Below are 19,052 nucleotides of genomic sequence, written 5' to 3'. Positions count from 1 at the left end.
GCTCAGGCCACGAACTCCTCGGTGAGCGGAGCCGCGTGGGCGTAGGGCGGGTCGATCTCGTGCGCGTCGATGCCGAGCCCGGCCGCGAGCCGGCGCACCTCCTCCCCACGGTTCGCCGCGAGCTCGACGCCTCGGAGGTTCGCATCGATCTGCTCGGGCCGGGTCGCGCCGAACAGCAGCGAGCACACCTCCGGCTTCGACACGGCGAAGGCGATCGCGAACTCCGCCGCCGTCACGCCGAGCTCGGCGGCCGCCGCCTGGATCGCGGGCACCCGGGCGCGGATCTCCTCGCGGATCCCGCCGATGTCGAGGCCGATCTTGCGCACCGGCGCGAGGGTGCCGGTGAGGATGCCGCCCTCGAGGCTGTCCGAGGCGTGCACGCTGATGCCGGTCTCGGCCAGCACCCGCGCGTAGTCCGGGCCGTCGACCACGTTCTGCCGCACGAGCGAGTACTTCAGCTGGACGAGCTCGGGCGTCGGCAGCCCGCGCTCGCGGCAGTGCGTCCAGGCCCGGTGGATGAGCTCCGGCCGCCAGTTGAGCCCGCCCCAGACCCGGGCCCGGCCGGAGGTGACGAGCCCGGCCGCCTCCTCGGCGAGCGCCGCGACGTCCATGCCCTCGCGCGGGTGCTCGACGATGATGACGTCGACCTGCTCCACCGCGAGGCGGCGCAGCGAGGCGTCCAGCTGCGCCGCGAGCGAGCGCTCCGGGTAGTCGAAGAACCAGACCTTCTCGGCGAGGACGATGTCCTCCCGGTCGAAGGCGGCCTCCTGCAGCATCCGCCCGAAGAGCACCTCGGTGTGCGGCTTGTCCCGGTAGTAGGCAACGTCGAAGAAGCGGATGCCGCTGCGGAAGGCGTGGTCGACGAGCGCCACGTTCGCCTCGAAGCTCAGTCGTGAGTAGGTGTTCCAGGAACCCAGCGAGAGCTCGCTGACCTCGATGCCGGTGGTGCCGATGGTTCGCATGTTCGTGTCGTTCACTTTCTCTTCATGGCGTTGACGAAGGCCTTCGCCCGCTCGGACTGCGGCTCGGTGAGCACCTGATCGGGCGGGCCGAACTCGACGATCCGGCCCTGGTCGAGCAGGGCCACCGCGTCGCTCACCTCGCGGGCGAAGTTCATCTCGTGGGTGACGATGAGCATCGTCATCCCGGCGTCGGCGAGCTCGCGCATCACGTCGAGCACCTCCCCGACGAGTTCCGGGTCGAGCGCGGAGGTGGGCTCGTCGAAGAGCATCACCGCCGGTCGCGGGGCGAGCGCTCTCGCGATCGCGACCCGCTGCTGCTGCCCGCCCGAGAGCATGGCCGGGTACTGCCCGGCTTTGTCGGCCAGGCCGACCCGGTCGAGCAGGAAGCGGCCGCGCTCCTCGGCCTCCGCCTTCGACTGCCGCTGCACGACGCGCAGACCCTCGCAGACGTTCTCGAGCGCGGTGAGGTGCGGGAACAGGTTGAACTGCTGGAAGACCATGCCGAAGTGGACGCGCTGCCGGCTCTTCCGCTTCTCGGCGAGCGGGTGGTAGACCCCGTCGCGCAGCTCGAAGCCGAGCACCTCGTCGCGGTAGCGGATCTCCCCCGAGTCGATCTGCTCGAGCAGGTTGATGCAGCGCAGGAAGGTGCTCTTGCCCGAGCCAGAGGGGCCGAGCAGGCTGATGACCTGGCCCTCCTGCAGCTCGAGGTCGATGCCGGCGAGCACGGTGTGCTCGCCGAAGCGCTTCTCGACATCGCGCGCCCGAACGAGCGGCGCACGCACGGTCTCAGTCGTCGACACCGCGGAACCCCTTTCCGAATCGCTTCTCGAGCTGGCGCTGGCCGAGCATCGCGATGCTGGTGAGGGCGAGGTACCAGATGCACGCCACGACGAGCAGCGGGATGGTCTGGTAGGTCTCGCCGTAGATGAGCTGCACGGTCGTGAGGAGCTCGGTGTACCCGATCACGAACACGAGCGAGGTGTTCTTGAAGAGGGTGATCATCTCGTTGCCGAGCGGCGGGATGACGACCCGGATCGACTGCGGGGCAATGATCCGGCGCATGGCCTGCCAGTGGGTCATGCCCATCGAGCGGGCCGCCTCGAGCTGGCCGCGCGGCACCGAGAGGATGCCGCCGCGATAGATCTCGCCGATGTAGGCGCCCTGGATCAGCGTGAGCCCGAGGATCGCCGCGGTCGACTGGGAGATGAGGGTGTTGGTGGGCAGCGTCGCGAACGGCGGGAGGAACGGGAGCCCGATCGGGATCTGCGGCAGCAGTGCGGCGAGGAAGAAGATGAAGAGCAGCAGCACGAGCGCCGGGATGGCCCTGATCAGCCAGATGTACACCGCTCCGATCGCCCGGAAGACCGGGTTCCCGGACATCCGGAGGTAGGCGACGACGCCGCCCATGAGCAGCCCGGTGACGGCGCACGTCACCGTGAGGATGATCGTGTTGCCGAGGCCCGCGAGGATGTCGGGGTGGAAGAGGTACTCGGCCACGACGTCCCACTGCCAGTTGCGACCGTTGACGAGGAAGTCGACGACGCCGAGGAGCACGAGCACCGAGACCGCGCCCGAGATCCACCAGCTCCAGCGGACCGGCCTCGCGAAGCGATATTCGCGCCGCGCACCGGCCGCGGCGCCGGCGGCGGACGCCGGCGCCGCGAGCGACTCAGAAGTCCGAGCCATTGATCTCGATCTCCTCGAGCGCGAGGCTCTCCTGCCCCCACTCGGCGAGGATCCGATCGTAGGTGCCGTCGGCCTTCATCTCGGCGAGGACCCGGTGGATCGCCTCGGTCAGCTCCGGCTTCTCCTTGGGGATGCCCACGCCGTACGGTGCGAGCAGCTCGGGCTCGCCGGCGAGCTCGAACTCCTCCGGGCTGTCCTTGACCAGCTGGTTCGCGACCGCGAGGTCCGACCATTCGACGTCGACACGCCCGCTCTGCAGGGCGAGGGTCGCGGTGGGCCCGTCGGCGTAACCCTGGATGTCGATGGCCGGCTTGCCCGCGGCGGCGCACGCCTGCTGCTCCTCGTCGGCATACCCCTGCTGGATGCTGCCCTTGACGATCGCGAGGCTGCGACCGCACAGGTCGTCGCGCCCGCCGACTCCGGCCGGGTTGCCGAGCTGGACCACGAGGACGACGCCGCCCTCGACGATGTCCACGAAGTCGAGCGTCTTGCGACGCTCGGCGAAGTCGCCGGCGGCGAGCGCCACGTCGTAGCGGTTGGCGAGCACCCCGGGGATGACGGCGTCGGAGGACACCTTCTCGAACCGGACGTCGAGGCCGAGGCGCTTCGCGTACTCCCTGGTGAGGTCGGGGATGACGCCCTTCATCTCGCCGCTGCCGCCCTCGGTGTACTTCAGCGGCTTCACGCTGCCGCTGTCGGCGGTGATCAGCACGCCGGGTTCGGCGAGGAGTCCGGCCAGCGGATCGGCGGCGTCGGCGGCCGGTTGCGCGCAGCCGGTGAGACCGAGGGCGACGGCCACGAGTGCGCCGCCGAGCGCAGTGGAGCGACGGGGGGAAAGCTTCATTGCTCGTCCTTTCGAGAGGCGGTGTGAGGCGACCATATCCACGTCGCGACGCGTTAGTCAATATGTGAACTAATTTCCTCGCGAGTGGGTATGATCGGGGAATCGCCCGCACGTCGACGTGCGTCGCGGGCCGTCAGCCAGCAGAGGAGAGGGGCGCATCCTGACCGCAGCGCAGCACGGGGACGACTCGTGACCGGCCCGGACGACCGGCCCGCGGCGGGGCGCTCGCCCGCCCCGCACTTCGATTCCGCACCGGACGGCGAGGTGGACTACTGGTCGTTCGTCGACCACTTCGCGAAGAACGCGGGCGCGCAGCGCCCGTGGCTCGACCTCGAGGCCGCTGAGTTCTTCATGACCCTGCACCGGGCGTTCGAGCTCATCGTCTACGACATCCGCGGTGAGCTCGAGCAGCGGATGAGCTCGGCCGCGCTCCGCGTGCTGCTCGTGCTCACCACCGTGGGACCGTCGACGCTGCTGCGCGTGACCGAGCTCACGGGGATGAGCCGCGCGGCGGTCTCGGCGCTGCTGAAACGGCTCGAGGCCGACGGCCTCGTCGACCGCTCGCCCTCCGCCGAGGACGGTCGAAGCATCGTCATCTCGGCGACGGACGAGGGCACGCGCGCCTGCGACGAGGTGTATCGCGACTACAACGCGCGGGAGTCCTTCTGGTACCAGCACCTCGATCCCGAGGAGGCCGAGGCGATCAAGCGCGGCCTCTCTCGTCTCGCGGCGAGCGTCAGCGAGGCGCGTCGGCGGAGCTGACGCGAGCGGCGGATGCCGCGGGGCCGCCGCCGCGGGGCGGCCGGCGACGGAAGCGCGCCCTGACTGCTCAGCCGAGCCAGAGCGACGGCGCGCGGGCGACGAGCTCACCCTGCGCCGCCCGCTCGGCGAGCAGCAGCGCGCCGTCGAGCGGATCGCCGAGCGGCGCCCGCACCTCCGCGTCGGGGCGCAGCGTGGCGAGCGTCGCCCCGAAGCGCTCCACGAGCGCCCCGCCGGCGCCGAACAGTCCGCCGGTCGTCGCGACCAGCGGCGCGACTCCGGGCACGAGCGCCGCGGCGGCGCTCCGAGCGGCTTCCGCCCCCGCCTGGGACACGATCGCCAGCGCGGCCCCGTCGCCGTCGGCGGCGAGCGCGACGACATCGGGAACGAAGCCCGCGAGCACCCCCGCCCGGTCGTCCCGGGTGTAGAGCTGCGCCGGCCAACCGAGCGGTTCCCCGAAGCGGGCGCGCGCGGCCGCGAGCAGGGCGGCGCCCGAGGCATCCACTCCGTCGTACGCGAGCAGGGCGGCCTCGAGGCCGCGCCGTCCGATCCACGCGCCGCCGCCGCGGTCGCCGAGCAGGTGACCCCAGCCGTCCACGCGGTGCCAGATCCCGTGCCCGTCGGAACCGAAGGCGATCGCTCCGGTGCCGAGGGCGACGATCGCGCCCGACTCGCCGCCGAGCGCGCCGAGGTGGGCGGTGACGGCGTCGATCGCGACGGCCACGGCGGGCGCCGAGGCGTCCGCGGGCCGAGCGGACTCGAGCTCCGCGCGGAGCGCCCCGGCGAGGGCGGCCGGGTCGGCGACGAGCGTGCCGAGCCCGGTGGAGCCGAGGCCGAGCCCCTCGACCGCGGCGAGCTCCTTGGGCCACCGCTCCCGCGCCAGGCGGAGCAGTCCGAGCGCGGTCGCCGGCGCCGAGCTGCCCGCGCCGGTCACCCCGACCCGCTCCCCGGCGAGCTCGCGCCGCGGCCCGGCGCCGCCGACGACGGCGAGGCGACTCCCGGAGCCGCCGAGGTCGATGCCGAGCCGCAGGGTCACTTGCTCATGCCGGCGGTGAGGCCCGAGACGATCTGCTTCGTCGCGAGCAGGAACAGCACGACGAGCGGGATCGTCGCGAGCGTGAGGCCCGCGAAAAGCGTCGCCCAGTCGGTCTGGTACTCGCCGAAGAAGCGCGTGATGCCGACCGGCAACGTGTACGCCGACTGGTCGCGGATCAGGATCAGGGGGTAGAAGAAGTCGTTCCACACCGGTACGAAGCGGAACACGATGACCGTCGCGATCGCCGGGCGCACGAGCGGCAGGTGCACCCGCCAGAAGGTCATGAACGGCCCCGCGCCGTCGAGGCGGGCGGCCTCGTCGAGCTCGATCGGCAGCTGCCGGAAGAAGCTCGCGAGCACGAAGGTCGAGAACGGGATGCCGAGGGCGCCGTAGACGAGGATCAGGCCGCCGAGGTTCGAAATGAGGCCGGCCGCGTCGAGCATGAAGAACAGCGGCAGGATCGCGAGGTACACGGGCAGCATCAACCCGGAGAGGAAGAGCCCCTCGAGCGTCGCGAACAGCTTCGACTTCGTGCGGGCGAACGCGTACGCCGCGAGCAGCGACACCGCCGTCGACAGCAGCACCGACGCCACCGTCACGAAGATCGAGTTGAAGAAGTAGGTGTCGAAGGACGCGGTGATCCACGCCTTCTGGTAGCTCGTGAAGTTCGGCGGAAGCGGTAGCCCGAGCGGATGCTTCGCCATGTCCTGCGTCGTGCGCAGCGAGTTCGAGAGCATGAGCAGCAGCGGGGCGATCGAGATCGCGGCGTACAGCCAGAGGAAGGTGCTCGAGGCGACGCCGCCGGCCGTGACCTTCTGGCGGCGGCGCGGGGCGGCGGGGCGCCGCCGGGCGGGTGGGCGCTCGCCGGGTGCCGCGTCGGCGGTGCTGGGGGAGATCGTCGCGGTCATCAGAAGAGCTTCCGTTCGGCCCGGCGCATGAGCCAGGTGATCAGCATCGAGATGCCGAAGATGAAGAGGAACAGCAGGGTCGCGATGGCCGAGCTCGTGCCGATCGCGTTCGAGGAGCCGGACTCGAAGGCCGTGCGGTAGAACAGCAGGCTGAGCACGTCGGTCGCGCCGGCCGGGTTGCCCTGCGAGCCGCCGAGGGCGTACGGGATCGGGAAGGCCTCCATCGCACCGATGAAGGTCAGCACGCTGACCGTGCCGATCGCAGGGACGAGCATCGGCAGCGTGATCGAGCGGAAGCGCTGCCAGGAGCTCGCGCCGTCGAGCGAGGCCGCCTCCTCGATCTCCTCGGGGATGCCGCCGAGTGCGGCGCCGTACAGCAGCACGGGGAAGCCGATCCACTGCCAGGCGGTGACGAAGACGACGACCCAGATCGCGGTCTGCGGGTTGCCGAGCCAGGGCTGGGCGATCTCGCCGAGGCCGATCGTGCGGAGCACCGCGTTCACCGGGCCGAAGAGCGGCGAGAGCATCAGCGACCACAGGTAGCCGATGACGAGCGGCGAGACGAGGTACGGCAGCGTGTACATCGTCTGGAAGAAGCGCTTGAAGCGGCGCACCCGGTGCAGCAGGGTCGCCAGTCCGAGGCCGACCGTGTTCTGGAAGAGCATCGCGCCGACGAAGAGCAGCACGTTGTGCACGAAGGCGTTCGGGATGTCCTCGCTGTAGGGCAGCTTCGTGAACAGCGTCAGGTAGTTCTCGACGCCCACGAAGTCGCCGCGCACGATGCCCGTCCACCCGAAGAACGAGTAGCTGAGCGCGGTGAGCAGCGGGTAGGCGATGAACACTCCGAAGAGGATCAGCGCCGGGAGGACGAAGACCATGCCCGTCCGTCGGGTCAGGGCGATGCCCGTGTTCCCTCGGCGGCGGGGCGCCGTGGTCATGCTGGTGGCGGACATGGTCTTCGTTCCTCGCTATCGGGCGGTACTCGGGAAGGCGGTCACTCGCCGGGCGTGAACCACTGCGAGATGCCGGTCTGGAGCGCGGCGGCGGCGCCGGCGGCGTCGGTCTGCCCCAGGAACATCTTCTGCACCTCGGTGCCGAGCACGGCGGTGCCGAGCGGCTCACCGTACCGGAAGTCGACGAGCAGGAGGTAGGGCGCCTGGCCGTCCTCGTAGTTTGCCCACGCCTCCTTCATCACGGCATCCTCGTACTCGACGCCGGGGATCGCGGAAAACTGGTTCAGCTCGTCAGCGACGAGCTGGCCGAACTCGGGCGTCGCGAACCAGTTCAGCAGCTCGAGGGCCGCCTCCTTGTTCTTCGACTTGGCGTTGATCGCGAAGTTGCCGTCGGCGTACGCGGGCGAGACGGGGGCGTCGAGGACCGCGCCGTCCGGGACCGGCACCTGGTACGAGCCGAACTCGAGGTCGGGCGCCTGGTTGCGGAAGGTGGCGATCTCGAAGGAGCCGCCGGGGAACTGCGCGGCCTGGCCCGAGGTGAACTGGATCTGGCTGTCGGTGTAGCTCACGCCGACGACGTCGGGGGTGAGGTACTTCTGCAGCTCCGTGATGATGCCGAGCGACGCGACGTAGTCGGGGTCGTTGAAGTCGGTCTCGCCGGAGAGCACCTTCTGCTCGAACTCCGAGCCGCCGTAGCGGGCGCTGCCCACGATGTCGGCGAAGATCGGCAGGATCCAGTCGTCCTTCGCGCCGAGCGCCATCGGGGTGATCCCGGCGGCGAGGAGCTTCTCCTGGACGTCGATGAACTCGGCCCAGGTGGTGGGCACCTCGAGGCCCTGCTCCTTGAAGATCTGCTTGTTGTAGAACATCTGCAGCGTCTGCGTGGCGAGCGGGACGGCGTAGGTCTTGCCGTCGGCCTTGCCCTTCGCTCCGGCGATGACGCTCGGGGCGATCGCGTCGAGTCCGTCGACGTCGCCGTCGATGGGCTCGAGCTGGCCGGCCTCGACGTTCGGCTGCAGCTGTCCGTAGGCGCGCACCATGGGCACGTCGGGGCCGTCGCTGCCGGCGAGGCCGGTGGTCAGGATCTGGTTGTACTCGGTGTTCTGGAACGCCTCGAACTCGACGGTGATGCCGGGGTGCTCCTCCTCGAACACGTCGAAGATCTTGTTGTACGCCTCGACGTCTTCGGTGCGCCAGGACCAGACCTTCAGCGTGACGTCGTCGCCCGTCGCCTGCTCGCCGCCGCTCGATCCGCTCGGCGCGCACGCGCTGAGCAGGAGGGCGGAGCCGGCCAGGAGGGCCGCGCTCGCAAGGATACGTCGCCTCATCGTGATTCTCCTTCGTTGTGGTGGTGCATGGGGGATGGTGCAGGTCAGTGGGATGCCGCGGCGAGCGCGTCTCGGACCGCGCCGCCGTGCGCGGCGAGCAGCCGCCGGGCCTCGTCGACGGCGAGGCCGCCGTTGGCCGCGACGATCGCGGTCTTCAGCTCGCCCCCGGCCGCGGCGAGCTGCTCGAGGGCGGCGTCGCGGTCGAGGCCGGTGGCCTGCTCGAGGATGCGCACGGTGCGCAGCCGGAGCTTGTCATTCGTCGCGACGACGTCGACCATGAGATTCGACCACGTGCGTCCGACGGCGACCATGAGCGCGGTGGAGAAGCCGTTCAGGACGAGCTTCTCGGCGGTCGCGGCCTTCAGCCGGGTCGAGCCGGTGAGCACCTCGGCGCCGGTGGCGAGCACGAGGTAGACGTCGGCCAGCGGGGCGAGGGCCGCGTGCGGGTTGCTGGAGATGAGCGCGGTGCGGGCCCCGGCGGCGCGGGCCGCGGCGAGCGCGCCGCCGACGTAGGGGGTGTTGCCGCTCGCGGCGAGGCCGATGGCGACGTCGTCGGGTCCGACGCCGGCGGCGGCGAGGCGCCCCTCGGCCTCGGAGTCCTCGGCGTCCTCGACGGCGTTCACGAGGGCGGCCGGGCCGCCGGCGATGTGCGCGACGACGCGTCCGGCTTCGAGGTTGAAGGTGGGCAGGAGTTCGGCGGCGTCGAGCACGCCGAGCCGCCCGGAGGTGCCGGCGCCGAAGTAGTGGATGGTGCCGCCGCGACGGAAGCGCTCGGCGGCGAGGTCGACGAGCTCGGCGAGCTCGGGCAGCACGGCGGCGACGGCCTCGACGGCGACGCGGTCTTCCGCGTTCAGCAGGCGGAGCACCTCGAGGCTCGACTTCGCGTCGAGCTCGGACGAGGCCTCGAGCCGCTCCTCGGTGGGCGAGAGCGGGCGCTCGCCGTCGTTTCGGCGATCGAGCAGGAGGTCGTTGGTGCTCATCAGCGGTGCTGAATCCTTCACTTCGGCGGGCTGGTTCCGACTCAGTATGTACAAAAGTGTCGCGTTTGGGAAGTTCAGGGATTATTTTTTTCATATGCGTTGCGAAACCGTCACCATCGAGGGGCTCGTCGACGACGCCCTCCGCCGCGGCATCGGCTCGGCCGCCTCCGCGATCCTCGCCGTGGACGGCGTGCCGCAGCTCGAGCACCACGCGGGGACCGTGCGCCGCTGGGACGCCCCCGGCATCGCGAGCACCGGCGAGCATGCCGCCGTCGGCGCATCCACCCACTTCGACCTCGCCTCGGTGACGAAGCCGATCGTCGCGGCCGCCCTGCTCGCCGAGCTCGACGCCCGCGGGCTCGACGCCGCGCTGCCGGCGGCGGAGCTGCTGCCCGAGTTCCGCGAACCGGCGCTCCGCACGGTCCCGCTCGCCCGGCTGCTCTCGCACACCGCGGGCTTCGCGCCCGAGTGGCCCGACCGCGCCCCCGACCCCGGCGCCGCGCGGTTCCGCGCCGGGGCGCGGCCCGTCGCGCCGGCCGGGTCCACCCACCGGTACTCCTGCATCGGCTTCATCTGGGCCGGCCTCGCCGCCGAGGCGCTCGCCGCCGCCCCGCTCGACGCCGTGGTGCAGCGCCGGGTGCTCGACCCGCTCGGCATGCGCGAGACCGGCTTCCGACCGGCGCCCGAGCTGCGCGAGCGGATCGCCGCGACCGAGTGGCAGCCCGGGCGCGGGCTCGTGCACGGGGAGGTGCACGACGAGACCGCGGCGGCCATCGGCGGGGTGAGCGGCAACGCCGGGCTCTTCGGCACCTCGGCCGACCTGCTGCGCTTCGCCGAGGCGCTGCGCACCGGCGGCACGGCGGACGCCGGACAGGGTCTCGCACCGGCGGTGGTCGAGGCCATGACCCGGCCGGCCGCGCTGCCGGACGACCCGGGGTTCGGCCAGGCCCTCGGGCCTCGGCTCGACGAGGGCTGGATGCGCGGGCTCGGCCCGTCGACCGCGGGCCACACCGGCTTCACCGGCACCGCCTTCGCGACCGAGCCCGGCGGCCGCCGCTCGCTCGTGCTGCTCGTGAACCGGGTGCACCCCTCGCGGGACTCCGACGCGATCCACACGCTCCGCGCCCGCGTCGCCGAGGCGGCCGGGCGATGAGCGCCCCGCTCGGCGGCCGCCCGCGTGTGCCCGGCCGCACGGGGCCGGGATCGGTAGTATTCGACTCCAGGCCGGTGCCCCGCGGTGGGCGCACATCCCGCCGGCCGCGACGCCGCTCGGGCGCCGCCGACGCCGTGGGAGGCCGCTCATGACCGACGTGTTCGTCGCCCTCCGCCAACGGATGCCGCAGCTGTCCAAGTCCGAGCGGCACATCGCGGAGCTCGTGCTCGAGCGTCCGGCCGTCGTCGTGGAGTCCACGATTACCCGGCTCGCCGAGCTCGCCGATACCTCCCCCGCCTCCGTCGCCCGCTTCTGCCGGGCCGTCGGCTACGCCGGCTACAAGGAGTTCCGCATCGCGATCGCCGCCGCGAACAGCCGCGAGGAGGCCGCGCGCGAGCTGTTCCGCGTCGACGACGCCGAGATCGACGCCTCGGACTCCGCCCTCGACGTCGTCACGAAGGTCGCCTACCAGGAGGCGAGGGCGATCGAGGAGACCGCGCGCGGCATCGACCTCGACGCCCTCGACGCGGTGGTGGCCGCGCTGCGCACGGCCCCGCGGATCGACATCTTCGGCGCCGGCTCGAGCGGGCTCACCGCCCAGGACCTGCAGCTGAAGCTGCACCGGATCGGCATCCCGAGCTTCTGCTGGACCGACGCGCACCTCGCCCTCACCTCCTTCGCCCTGACCGGCCCGGGCAGTGTCGCGATCGGCATCTCGCACTCGGGGCAGACCCTCGAGCCGAACCAGATGCTCGCGCTCGCCCGCAGCCGCGGCGCGACGACCGTCGCGATCACGAACTACCCCGACTCACCCCTCGCCGCGGCGGCCGACCGGCTGCTCGTGACGAGCGCCAGGGAGTCCCGGTACCGCACCGGGGCCATGTCGAGCCGGCTCGCGCAGATGGCGATCGTCGACTTCCTCGTCGTCCGGCTGCTCCAGGGCGAGATCGACCGGGCGGGCGAGCTGCTGCGACTCACCTACGAGGCCGTGCAGGCGCACCGGCTCGACGGCTGAACGGCCGGCCCGCTGGGGCCGGGCGGGGCGCGACCGCAGCGGATCGGACTTCTGAAAAAATACTTCACCAATCCGATCAGTTCTGATAATTTCTTCCATCAACGCCCCCGACCGACTCCCCCGGCTCCGATCCCGAGCCCTCCGGCCGGGCGCCGATGCGGCGTACCCGCCGACACGATTCCCGTCAGAACGCACTGGAGCATTCAACGTGAAGATCATGAGACGGCTCGCCGTCGTCGCGGCGAGCTCGCTCGCCCTCGCCCTGCTCGTCGACGCACCCGCGGCCCAGGCCGCCGCGCCGCCCGGCCTCGTCGTGCACTACAGCGACGCCACCGCCGCCCCGTCCGGCGCCGTCACCGCGCAGCTGCTCGACGGCACCGCCCCCAGCTCGACCGAGGTCGGCGCCGACGCCTACGGCGAGGTCACGAGCTTCGCCTTCGACGCGCCGATCGACGGCACCGTCGGGCTGCGCGTCACGGGCGACTCGGCCTTCGCCGACGACCTGCGCTACGTCCAGGCCGAGGGCGGCAGCGCCGAGGTCTGGCTCGTCGACGGCGACCCCCGCGTCTACGGCGCGCCGATCGAGATCGACCCCGCGAAGCTCCGCGTGCAGGACCGCCGCGCCTACCTGCCGGTGAGCGCCCTCGCCGAGCTCGTCGACCTCCGCTACCAGTACGGCAAGAACGGCTACCGCTTCGACGGTTCGCCGACCGGCAGCCTCGACATCCTGACCCTGTACCGCGGCCGCGACTACTTCGAGATCGCCGTCGACACGAACCGCATCGGCTCGAACGTCACGGGGAACATGCTGAACGCCTACACGGAGCTCGTCTTCGACGACGTCGAGGGCTTCCGCGACGGCGGCGAGTACTACCTCTCGCTCGGCGCCATCGAGCGCACCCTGCAGCTCGGCACCCTCGTGCACCCGAACGGCACGTACCTGCTCGAGCCGCAGCGCGTCGCGCACGACCGGCTCGTCGAGGCGGCCCCCGCGAGCGTGGGCTTCGACGAGGCGAAGCTCGCCGAACTCGACGCCTTCGTGCAGCGCCAGGTCGACGCCGGTGGTCCCGCCGTCGCCGTCTCCGTCACCAAGGACGGACGCCTCGTGAAGGACGACGCCTGGGGCTTCGCCGAGAAGTACTCGACCAGCACCGGCCCCGACGGCGAGACCGTGCCCGCGGCCCTGCTGCCGGAATCGGAGTGGACCCCCGCGACGAGCGACACGATCTTCGACCTCGCCTCGAACAGCAAGATGTACGCGACGAACTACGCCATCCAGCGCCTCGTCGGCGAGGGCCGGCTCGACCTCGACCGCACCCTGCAGAGCTTTCCCGGCTGGGAGGACTTCACCGACGCGAACTCCGAGTACACGGGCAAGTGGACGGTCGGCGGCCCCGGCGGCATCCCCGCCGTCTACACCGGCAAGGAGACCGTCACGATCCGGGACATCCTGCACCACGTCGGCGGCATGATCCCCGACCCCGAGTACCCGAACCTCGCCTCCGCCGGCGGCCTCTGGTACCAGAACGACGACCCCGACCAGCGCGCCGGCATCATCGACGCGATCTCGCGGACGCCGCTGCGCTACACCCCGCGCACGGTCTTCGCGTACAGCGACGTCGACTACATGATCCTCGGCCTGCTCGTCGAGCAGATCACGGGCCAGCGCCTCGACGTCTACCTGGAGCAGGAGTTCTATAGCCCGCTCGGGCTCGCCGACACGGGCTTCCGCCCGCTCGAGGCCGGCGTCGACCCGGCCCGCATCGCCGCGACCGAGCTCAACGGCAACACCCGCGACGGCAACGTGTCGTTCGGCGTGCAGGGCGACGGCACCCCGGTGCCGATGCGCCACGAGACCCTGCGCGGCGAGGTGCACGACGAGAAGGCGTTCTACTCGATGGGCGGCGTCGCCGGCCACGCCGGGCTGTTCTCGACCGCGGGCGACATGGCCGTGCTCACGCAGCTGATGCTGAACGGCGGCGTCTACGACGGTCGCGAGTACTTCCCGACGGACGTGGCGGATGCCTTCGTGCAGCCCTTCGCGGTGAGCCCCTCCGGGCTCGGGGCCTCGACCATCGGGCTCGGCTGGCGCCTGCACTCGCAGAACGCGGCCGCGTACTACTACTTCAACTGGGGCCCGAGCCGCAGCACCTACGGTCACCAGGGGTGGACGGGCACGCTCACCGTGATCGACCCGCTGCACCAGATGACGATCACGATCCTCACGAACATGCGGCACTCGCCGGTCGTCAGCCCGCCGAACGGCTTCGCCGGGGCGGACTACGACGTGTCCGACCTCGCGCCGGTCTCGGCGATGGTGTACCGCGCCCTCGTGGGCGACGAGCCCGACTTCACCGCCGAGCGGACGGTCGCCGCCGTGGACCCGGTGACCGTGAATCACGGCACGAGCGAGGCCGATGCGCTCGCCGCGCTGCCCGCGACCGTCGTCGTCCGCGACGAGGACGGGGCCGACCACGAGCTGCCCGTCGCCTGGTCGCTCGCGGGATACGACGGAGCCCGCGCGGGCGACTACGCCGCCACGGGCGAGCTGCAGCGACCGGCCTGGCTGGTGGCCGCCGACGGTGCCGAGCCGCTCACCGCCCAAGCGACGGTGACGGTGCGGGCGGCCGAGGAGCCGGGCACCGGCGGTCCCGGCACGGGCGAGCCGGGGACGGGTCAGCCCGGAACGGGCGGGCCGGGCACCGGCCAGGGCGGCGACTCGTCGTCCGGCGACCTCGCGGAGACCGGCATTACGGCCGGACTCTGGGCCGGACTCGGTGCGCTCGTGCTCGCGCTCGGCGCACTCCTCGCCGGTCTCGGCATCCGTCGCCGCCGCGCGACGCGATAGCCCGACGGCCAGGAACCGGAACGGGGCGGTGCGCCGTGCGCACCGCCCCGTTCTCCGTCTCGCCGCGGCTCAGCTCGCCGCGACCTCCTTGGGCGCGTCCGCGCCGGCGGCCTGACGCACCTCGACCTTGCGCGGCTTCGCCCGCTCGGAAACAGGAAGCAGCACGCTCAGCACGCCGTTGTCGTAGTGGGCGCTGATCGACGCGGTGTCGATCCCCTCGCCGACGCTCAGCTGGCGGAGGAACGAGCCGCTCGGCCGCTCGTGCGCGAGCCACTTCACGCCCTCGTCGCCGCGCAGCGTGCGCTCGGCGCGGATGGTCAGCAGCTGGCCGTCGATGTCGATGTCGATCGAGCCCGGGTCGACGCCGGGGAGATCGGCGGAGAGCACGTAGTGATCGCCGTCGCGGTGCAGATCGATCGGCATCATGCGCGGCCCCTGCCGCGAGTCGAGCATGGTGGCCGCGAGCCGGTCGAGGTCGCGGAACGGGTCCCAGGTCAGTGCCATGAGCGTCTCCTCTCACTCGGTGCGGGCCGCGGGTGAGCGGCCCGAGGTTTCAGAGTTGAGTCGCATCGACTCAACACAGCCAGATTAGCACTCGACCCAGGAGAGTGCCAACGCTGCGAGGGCTCAGAACAGCCGCCGCTGCGCCACCACCTCGGCGCCCTCGAGCTCGAGCAGCGTCCGCTTGCGCTCCAGCCCGCCCGCATAGCCCGTGAGCGAGCCGTCGGCGCCGACGACCCGGTGGCACGGCACCAGGATGCTGATCGGATTGTGGCCGACCGCGCGCCCCACCATGCGGGCCAGGTTCCGGTCGCCGAGCCGGAGCGCGAGCTCGCCGTACGTCGTGGTCTCGCCGAACGGGATCTCCCGCAACATCGCCCACACCCGGTGCTCGAACTCGTCGCCCGCCGGATCCATCGGCACGTCGAAGTCGCGGCGGTGCCCGGCGAGGTAGTCGTCGAGCTGCCGCGCGAGCTCCGTGAGCAGCGGGTCGGCCGAGGCATCCGCCGACGCCCCCAGCGAGCCCGCGGCCGGCGGGTGCCAGTGCGCCGGGAAGTAGAGTCCGGCGATCCCGCCCGAGTCCGCGACGACGAGCAGCTCGCCGAGCGCGGTCGGCAGGGTGGCATGGCGGCGGGTCATGCCCCCATTCTCGCCGCGCCGCGGCGGGCGGGAGCCGCATCGGACAGCGGATTTCGGACCTCTGCGCCGGACTAGGCTGATCGGATGCCTCAGCTCCCCCGCGTCGCCGGCGCGCACCTCGTCGGATCCGTCAACCAGCCCACCGCCGAGACTGTCTTCCGCCTGGCGGCGGGCGAGCTCGGCGCGGCGCTGCCCCGCATCCCCGACGGCGAGGTGGGCGAGCGCTTCCACTGGATCCTCTTCCAGGGCGCCGCGTTCGACCGCGTCGCCGGGCTCGTGCGCGCGCCCATCGACCCGATCGTCGTCGCCGGCTTCGACCTGCGGCCGCTCCTGCTCGACGGCACGGTGCCGGCCGAGGAGCTGTCGTTCGGCCCGCTCGGCTACGCGGCCGCCGCGATCGAGAGCCACGCCGAGTTCGTGCGGCTGCGGGAGGCGGGCGTCATCCCCGACGGCACCCGCTTCCAGGTCTGCCTGCCCTCGCCGCTCGCGCCGGTGACGAGCTTCGTGGCGCCGGACGATCGCGCCGCCGTGTATCCGGCCTACGCCGCGGCGCTCGTCGGGGAGCTGCGCGCGATCGCGGCGGCGATCCCCGCCGAGGACCTCGCGGTGCAGCTCGACCTCGCCACCGAGTTCGCCTACCTCGAGGGCATCAGCCTCGGCGGCGGTCCGCTCGAGGCCTTCTTCGCGGCCGCGGACGGCGCAGCCGACGACCGCGGCGCCGACGCGCTCGCAACCGAGGTCGCGCGCCTCGCCGCCGAGCTCGCCGACGCCGTGCCGGCGGGCGCCGAGCTCGGCTTCCACCTCTGCTACGGCGACGTCGGCGAGAAGCACTTCGTCGAGCCGCAGGACGCCGGCCGCCTCGTCGCCGTCGCCAACGCGCTCGGCACCGCCGTCTCCCGGCGCATCGACTGGGTGCACCTGCCGGTGCCGATCGAGCGGACGGATGCCGCCTACGCGGCCCCGCTCGCAGGCTGGGCGCTGCCCACCGCGACGACGCCGTTCCTGGGGCTCGTGCACCACGAGGACGGGGTCGACGGCGCACTTGCCCGCCTCGCCCCCGCGCGCGAGGCGTTCGCCGCCGCGGGCGTCACCGAGTTCGGCATCGGCACCGAGTGCGGCTTCGGCCGCGGGCCCGCCGAGCGCACCGCCGGGCTGCTCGCCCTGCACCGGGAGATCCTCGCCGCCGCGCAGTAGGGCGCGTCAGGTGTCGCAGGCCACCCCGTCGCCGTCTCGATCGAGATCGTAGATGTCCGAGCCGACGACCCAGACTGGCCCGTCGACGTACGCCGGCCCGTTTCCGCTGCCGCCGGCGCAGTCGACGTCGGAGGCGATGGGGACGCAGGCCCCTTCGTAGTTGGGGTCGCACCCGCCCGCGTCCGCGAACGGCACCGGCTCGACCGGAGCCGGCGGCGGCACGCGCGTCCCGTTCGAGATCACCTCGTTCACCGGTTGCACCGTGATCGTCTCTTCGACGACCTCGCGCTTCACCTCGACACCGTCCTCGGTGGTGACCCTGATCTTCGTAACCTTCTCGCCGTCGACGCCGACCACGGCGACGCTCGACAGGCCGCTGTCGAGGTTCGGGTCGTCGACCGTGGACGAGGAGAACGGGACGACCGTGCGCTCCTCGATCACCGAAACCTCCCGGCGGGTCGTCGGGGCGGGCGACATGGAGCGCTTCGGCGACTCGGTCGCGGCTGCGCCCACAGACGAAGCGAACTGCGGGGCCGGCGTTCTGCTGGCACCGTACGCGACCCCGCCCGCTCCGGCGACGAGGATTCCCGAGACGAGGAGAATCGCCGCGGTGCGGTGATTGGCGATCCGCAGCCCGAGCGCCCCTCGCCCACGGAGCGACTGAACCGCGAACGCGGCCGCCGCTAGCCCGAGCACCAAGAGGACACCCGGCCAGCCCTGCATCAACAGCCAGAGTCCGACCACGGCGGCGACCACCAGCAGCACGATCTTCGTCGTCCGGGACGGCCCGGCCGCCTCAGCGGTCGCGGCACCCGAGGTCGCGGGGCCCAGTCCCGGGCCCGTCGAGCGGGCCTCGGTCCATCGGGTTCCGTCCCACCAACGCGTTCCGCCAGTGCCGTCGTCGTACCATCCGGGTGGTGGTGTCTCCATCGTGCTCCCTCGGGTTCCCGATGACCATAGAATTCGGCGCAGGCGATGTCGTGACCCAATAAAGGGGACAGTGCTCTCCGCGGGCCGCGGCGCGCGAGTCGCGCGGCGGGTGCAGCCGACCTCGACGTCGGCGGCGGGCGCTACGCTCGGCGCATGCGCATCCGATTCGAGGCCGAGATCTACGAGTGGGCGGCCCGGCGCAACTGGTTCTTCGTCGACGTACCGCCCGAACCGAGCGCCGACATCTCCGAGCAACCGCGCATGCCCCGCGGCTTCGGGGCCGTCAAGGTCACGGTCTCGCTCGGCGGCAGCACCTGGAGCACCTCGATCTTCCCGAGCGGCGGGGTCTACGTGCTACCGCTGAAGCGGGCGGTGCTCCGCGCCGAGCAGGTGGGCGAGGGCGACACCGTGCTCGTCTCGCTCGACGTGCACGACGGTTGAGGAGTGTCGGCGGCCGCGGGTAGCGTCGCCCCATGAGCGAGATCTCGGGCACGACGAGCGGCGGAGTGCCCTACACGGCACGCGCGGCGAGGCATCCCGACGCCCCCGTCGTGGCGGCCTGGCACCTGCTCGACCCGCCGAACACGCCCGCCGCCATGGCCGCGGCGCTGCCGCTCGCCGGCCTCGACGCGCACGTGCTCTACCTCGGCCTGCCGCTCAGCGGGGCGCGCGCCGTGCACGACGGCTTCGAGGCGCTGCTCGGCAGCGGCATCGATCTGGTCACCGACTTCTTCGGGCCCATGCACGAGCAGGCGAACGACGAGTTCCCGGGCGCGCTCGCCGAGCTCCGCGAACGGCTCGGCGCCGACCGCGAGGCGCCCCTCGTCGTCCTCGGCGGCTCCGCGGGCGCGTCGGTCGCCGCCGAGGTCGCCGTGACCCACGGCGCGGCCCTCGGCCTCCGCGCCACGGTGCTCGTGAACCCGATGCTGCGGCTGCGGCCCATGGTCGACGCGATGGCCGAGTTCCTGCCCGAACCCTACCGCTGGACGGATGCCTCGAGCGCCGTCGCCGCCCGCATGGACTTCGTGGCCCGTGCCGACGAGCTCCGCGGGCTCGGCACCTCGCTGCTCATCGTCGAAGGCGACGCCGACGAGGCGCCGTTCCTCGACGCGGTTCGCGCATTCGACCGGCTCGAGCTCGCCGAGGTGCGCTACGTGCCCGGCGTCGAGCACGGCCTCGCCGAGTGGCCGGGCGACGAACCCGCGCCGCAGACCGCCGCCGCCCGCGCCTACGACGAGATCGTGACCGGCTGGCTGCGGTCGGCGCTCGCCCGCTGATCCCCGAAACGACTACAGTGGAGCCGCCAGCACTGGGGA

19 protein-coding genes and 1 pseudogene are annotated in these 19,052 nt (G+C 72.1%); 7 read left to right on the top strand and 13 right to left on the bottom strand.

What is annotated here, in order from left to right; all coding sequences use genetic code 11:
• Positions 1 to 2: 2 nt before the first annotated feature.
• Genes QSJ60_RS05355 through QSJ60_RS05340 form a run of 4 tightly spaced genes read right to left on the bottom strand, consistent with a single transcriptional unit; the run spans position 3 to position 3,492 of the window.
• Positions 3 to 962, bottom strand: coding sequence for an aldo/keto reductase (locus QSJ60_RS05355; RefSeq protein ID WP_285462891.1), 960 nt, complete (start codon positions 960 to 962; stop codon positions 3 to 5).
• A gap of 11 nt (positions 963 to 973) precedes the next feature.
• Positions 974 to 1,762 carry an amino acid ABC transporter ATP-binding protein gene (locus QSJ60_RS05350; RefSeq protein ID WP_285462890.1) on the bottom strand — a complete coding sequence of 263 codons (789 nt, stop codon included), beginning with the start codon at positions 1,760 to 1,762 and terminating at the stop codon, positions 974 to 976.
• A complete protein-coding gene (locus QSJ60_RS05345; RefSeq protein WP_285462889.1) occupies positions 1,749 to 2,648 on the bottom strand; it encodes an amino acid ABC transporter permease in 900 nt (299 codons plus the stop codon). The genes QSJ60_RS05350 and QSJ60_RS05345 overlap by 14 nt, the downstream gene beginning before the upstream one ends.
• Positions 2,632 to 3,492 carry an ABC transporter substrate-binding protein gene (locus QSJ60_RS05340; protein WP_285462888.1) on the bottom strand — a complete coding sequence of 287 codons (861 nt, stop codon included), beginning with the start codon at positions 3,490 to 3,492 and terminating at the stop codon, positions 2,632 to 2,634. The genes QSJ60_RS05345 and QSJ60_RS05340 overlap by 17 nt, the downstream gene beginning before the upstream one ends.
• 189 nt (positions 3,493 to 3,681) lie before the next feature.
• Here QSJ60_RS05340 and QSJ60_RS05335 point away from each other — a divergent pair, with 189 nt between their 5' ends.
• On the top strand, positions 3,682 to 4,254 hold the full coding sequence (locus QSJ60_RS05335) for a MarR family winged helix-turn-helix transcriptional regulator (RefSeq protein WP_285462887.1): 573 nt from the start codon (positions 3,682 to 3,684) through the stop codon (positions 4,252 to 4,254).
• A gap of 67 nt (positions 4,255 to 4,321) precedes the next feature.
• Here the strand turns inward: QSJ60_RS05335 and QSJ60_RS05330 are convergent, their stop codons facing one another.
• The 5 genes from QSJ60_RS05330 to QSJ60_RS05310 are packed head-to-tail and all read right to left on the bottom strand — an operon-like array spanning position 4,322 to position 9,456.
• Positions 4,322 to 5,287, bottom strand: a complete 966-nt coding sequence (locus QSJ60_RS05330) for a BadF/BadG/BcrA/BcrD ATPase family protein (protein WP_285462886.1) — start codon at positions 5,285 to 5,287, stop codon at positions 4,322 to 4,324.
• A complete protein-coding gene (locus QSJ60_RS05325; protein ID WP_189083499.1) occupies positions 5,284 to 6,195 on the bottom strand; it encodes a carbohydrate ABC transporter permease in 912 nt (303 codons plus the stop codon). Before QSJ60_RS05325 ends, QSJ60_RS05330 begins: the two co-directional genes overlap by 4 nt.
• Positions 6,195 to 7,148 carry a carbohydrate ABC transporter permease gene (locus tag QSJ60_RS05320; RefSeq protein WP_230763926.1) on the bottom strand — a complete coding sequence of 318 codons (954 nt, stop codon included), beginning with the start codon at positions 7,146 to 7,148 and terminating at the stop codon, positions 6,195 to 6,197. Before QSJ60_RS05320 ends, QSJ60_RS05325 begins: the two co-directional genes overlap by 1 nt.
• Before the next feature lie 41 nt (positions 7,149 to 7,189).
• Positions 7,190 to 8,476: an ABC transporter substrate-binding protein gene (locus tag QSJ60_RS05315; RefSeq protein WP_230763924.1), complete on the bottom strand. Its 1,287-nt coding sequence runs from the start codon at positions 8,474 to 8,476 to the stop codon at positions 7,190 to 7,192.
• Positions 8,477 to 8,520: 44 nt separating this feature from the next.
• Positions 8,521 to 9,456, bottom strand: a complete 936-nt coding sequence (locus tag QSJ60_RS05310; RefSeq protein ID WP_285462885.1) for an N-acetylmuramic acid 6-phosphate etherase — start codon at positions 9,454 to 9,456, stop codon at positions 8,521 to 8,523.
• A 94-nt stretch (positions 9,457 to 9,550) separates the two neighbouring features.
• Between QSJ60_RS05310 and QSJ60_RS05305 the strand changes: the two genes are divergently transcribed.
• The 3 genes from QSJ60_RS05305 to pbp4b all read left to right on the top strand — a co-directional run bounded on the left by QSJ60_RS05305 (position 9,551) and on the right by pbp4b (position 14,472).
• Positions 9,551 to 10,609: a serine hydrolase domain-containing protein gene (locus QSJ60_RS05305; RefSeq protein WP_230763920.1), complete on the top strand. Its 1,059-nt coding sequence runs from the start codon at positions 9,551 to 9,553 to the stop codon at positions 10,607 to 10,609.
• Positions 10,610 to 10,757: 148 nt separating this feature from the next.
• Positions 10,758 to 11,624: a MurR/RpiR family transcriptional regulator gene (locus QSJ60_RS05300; RefSeq protein WP_189083495.1), complete on the top strand. Its 867-nt coding sequence runs from the start codon at positions 10,758 to 10,760 to the stop codon at positions 11,622 to 11,624.
• Positions 11,625 to 11,841: 217 nt separating this feature from the next.
• Complete coding sequence (pbp4b, locus tag QSJ60_RS05295) at positions 11,842 to 14,472, top strand: penicillin binding protein PBP4B (protein ID WP_285465261.1); 2,631 nt, start codon at positions 11,842 to 11,844, stop codon at positions 14,470 to 14,472.
• Between the two features lie 69 nt (positions 14,473 to 14,541).
• Here the strand turns inward: pbp4b and QSJ60_RS05290 are convergent, their stop codons facing one another.
• Positions 14,542 to 14,976 (bottom strand): Hsp20/alpha crystallin family protein, encoded by a 435-nt coding sequence (locus QSJ60_RS05290; RefSeq protein ID WP_189083493.1) that lies wholly within the window; start codon positions 14,974 to 14,976, stop codon positions 14,542 to 14,544.
• A gap of 123 nt (positions 14,977 to 15,099) precedes the next feature.
• Positions 15,100 to 15,612: a methylated-DNA--[protein]-cysteine S-methyltransferase gene (locus QSJ60_RS05285; RefSeq protein WP_230763918.1), complete on the bottom strand. Its 513-nt coding sequence runs from the start codon at positions 15,610 to 15,612 to the stop codon at positions 15,100 to 15,102.
• 84 nt (positions 15,613 to 15,696) lie between these two features.
• Between QSJ60_RS05285 and QSJ60_RS05280 the strand changes: the two genes are divergently transcribed.
• Positions 15,697 to 16,806 carry a hypothetical protein gene (locus QSJ60_RS05280; RefSeq protein WP_285462884.1) on the top strand — a complete coding sequence of 370 codons (1,110 nt, stop codon included), beginning with the start codon at positions 15,697 to 15,699 and terminating at the stop codon, positions 16,804 to 16,806.
• A 6-nt stretch (positions 16,807 to 16,812) separates the two neighbouring features.
• On the opposite strand, the gene QSJ60_RS05275 is transcribed toward QSJ60_RS05280, so the two are convergent.
• Positions 16,813 to 17,574 carry a G5 domain-containing protein gene (locus tag QSJ60_RS05275; protein ID WP_502871399.1) on the bottom strand — a complete coding sequence of 254 codons (762 nt, stop codon included), beginning with the start codon at positions 17,572 to 17,574 and terminating at the stop codon, positions 16,813 to 16,815.
• A gap of 81 nt (positions 17,575 to 17,655) precedes the next feature.
• Positions 17,656 to 17,736: pseudogene (locus QSJ60_RS19065) on the bottom strand (DUF2510 domain-containing protein); the annotation flags it as partial.
• A gap of 153 nt (positions 17,737 to 17,889) precedes the next feature.
• Here QSJ60_RS19065 and QSJ60_RS05270 point away from each other — a divergent pair.
• Both QSJ60_RS05270 and QSJ60_RS05265 read left to right on the top strand, forming a co-directional pair.
• Positions 17,890 to 18,177, top strand: a complete 288-nt coding sequence (locus QSJ60_RS05270; RefSeq protein WP_243570554.1) for a DUF1905 domain-containing protein — start codon at positions 17,890 to 17,892, stop codon at positions 18,175 to 18,177.
• Positions 18,178 to 18,209: 32 nt separating this feature from the next.
• Entirely contained in the window at positions 18,210 to 19,013 is an 804-nt protein-coding gene (locus QSJ60_RS05265; protein WP_285462882.1) for an alpha/beta hydrolase family protein, read from the top strand.
• The last annotated feature ends 39 nt before the right edge of the window (positions 19,014 to 19,052 follow it).

The sequence above is a fragment of the Agromyces sp. NBRC 114283 genome, from assembly GCF_030268405.1.
Lineage (GTDB): Bacteria > Actinomycetota > Actinomycetes > Actinomycetales > Microbacteriaceae > Agromyces > Agromyces mediolanus.
The sequence above is the reverse complement of the archived record's forward strand: the minus strand, read 5'-3'. Positions and strand labels throughout refer to the sequence as shown.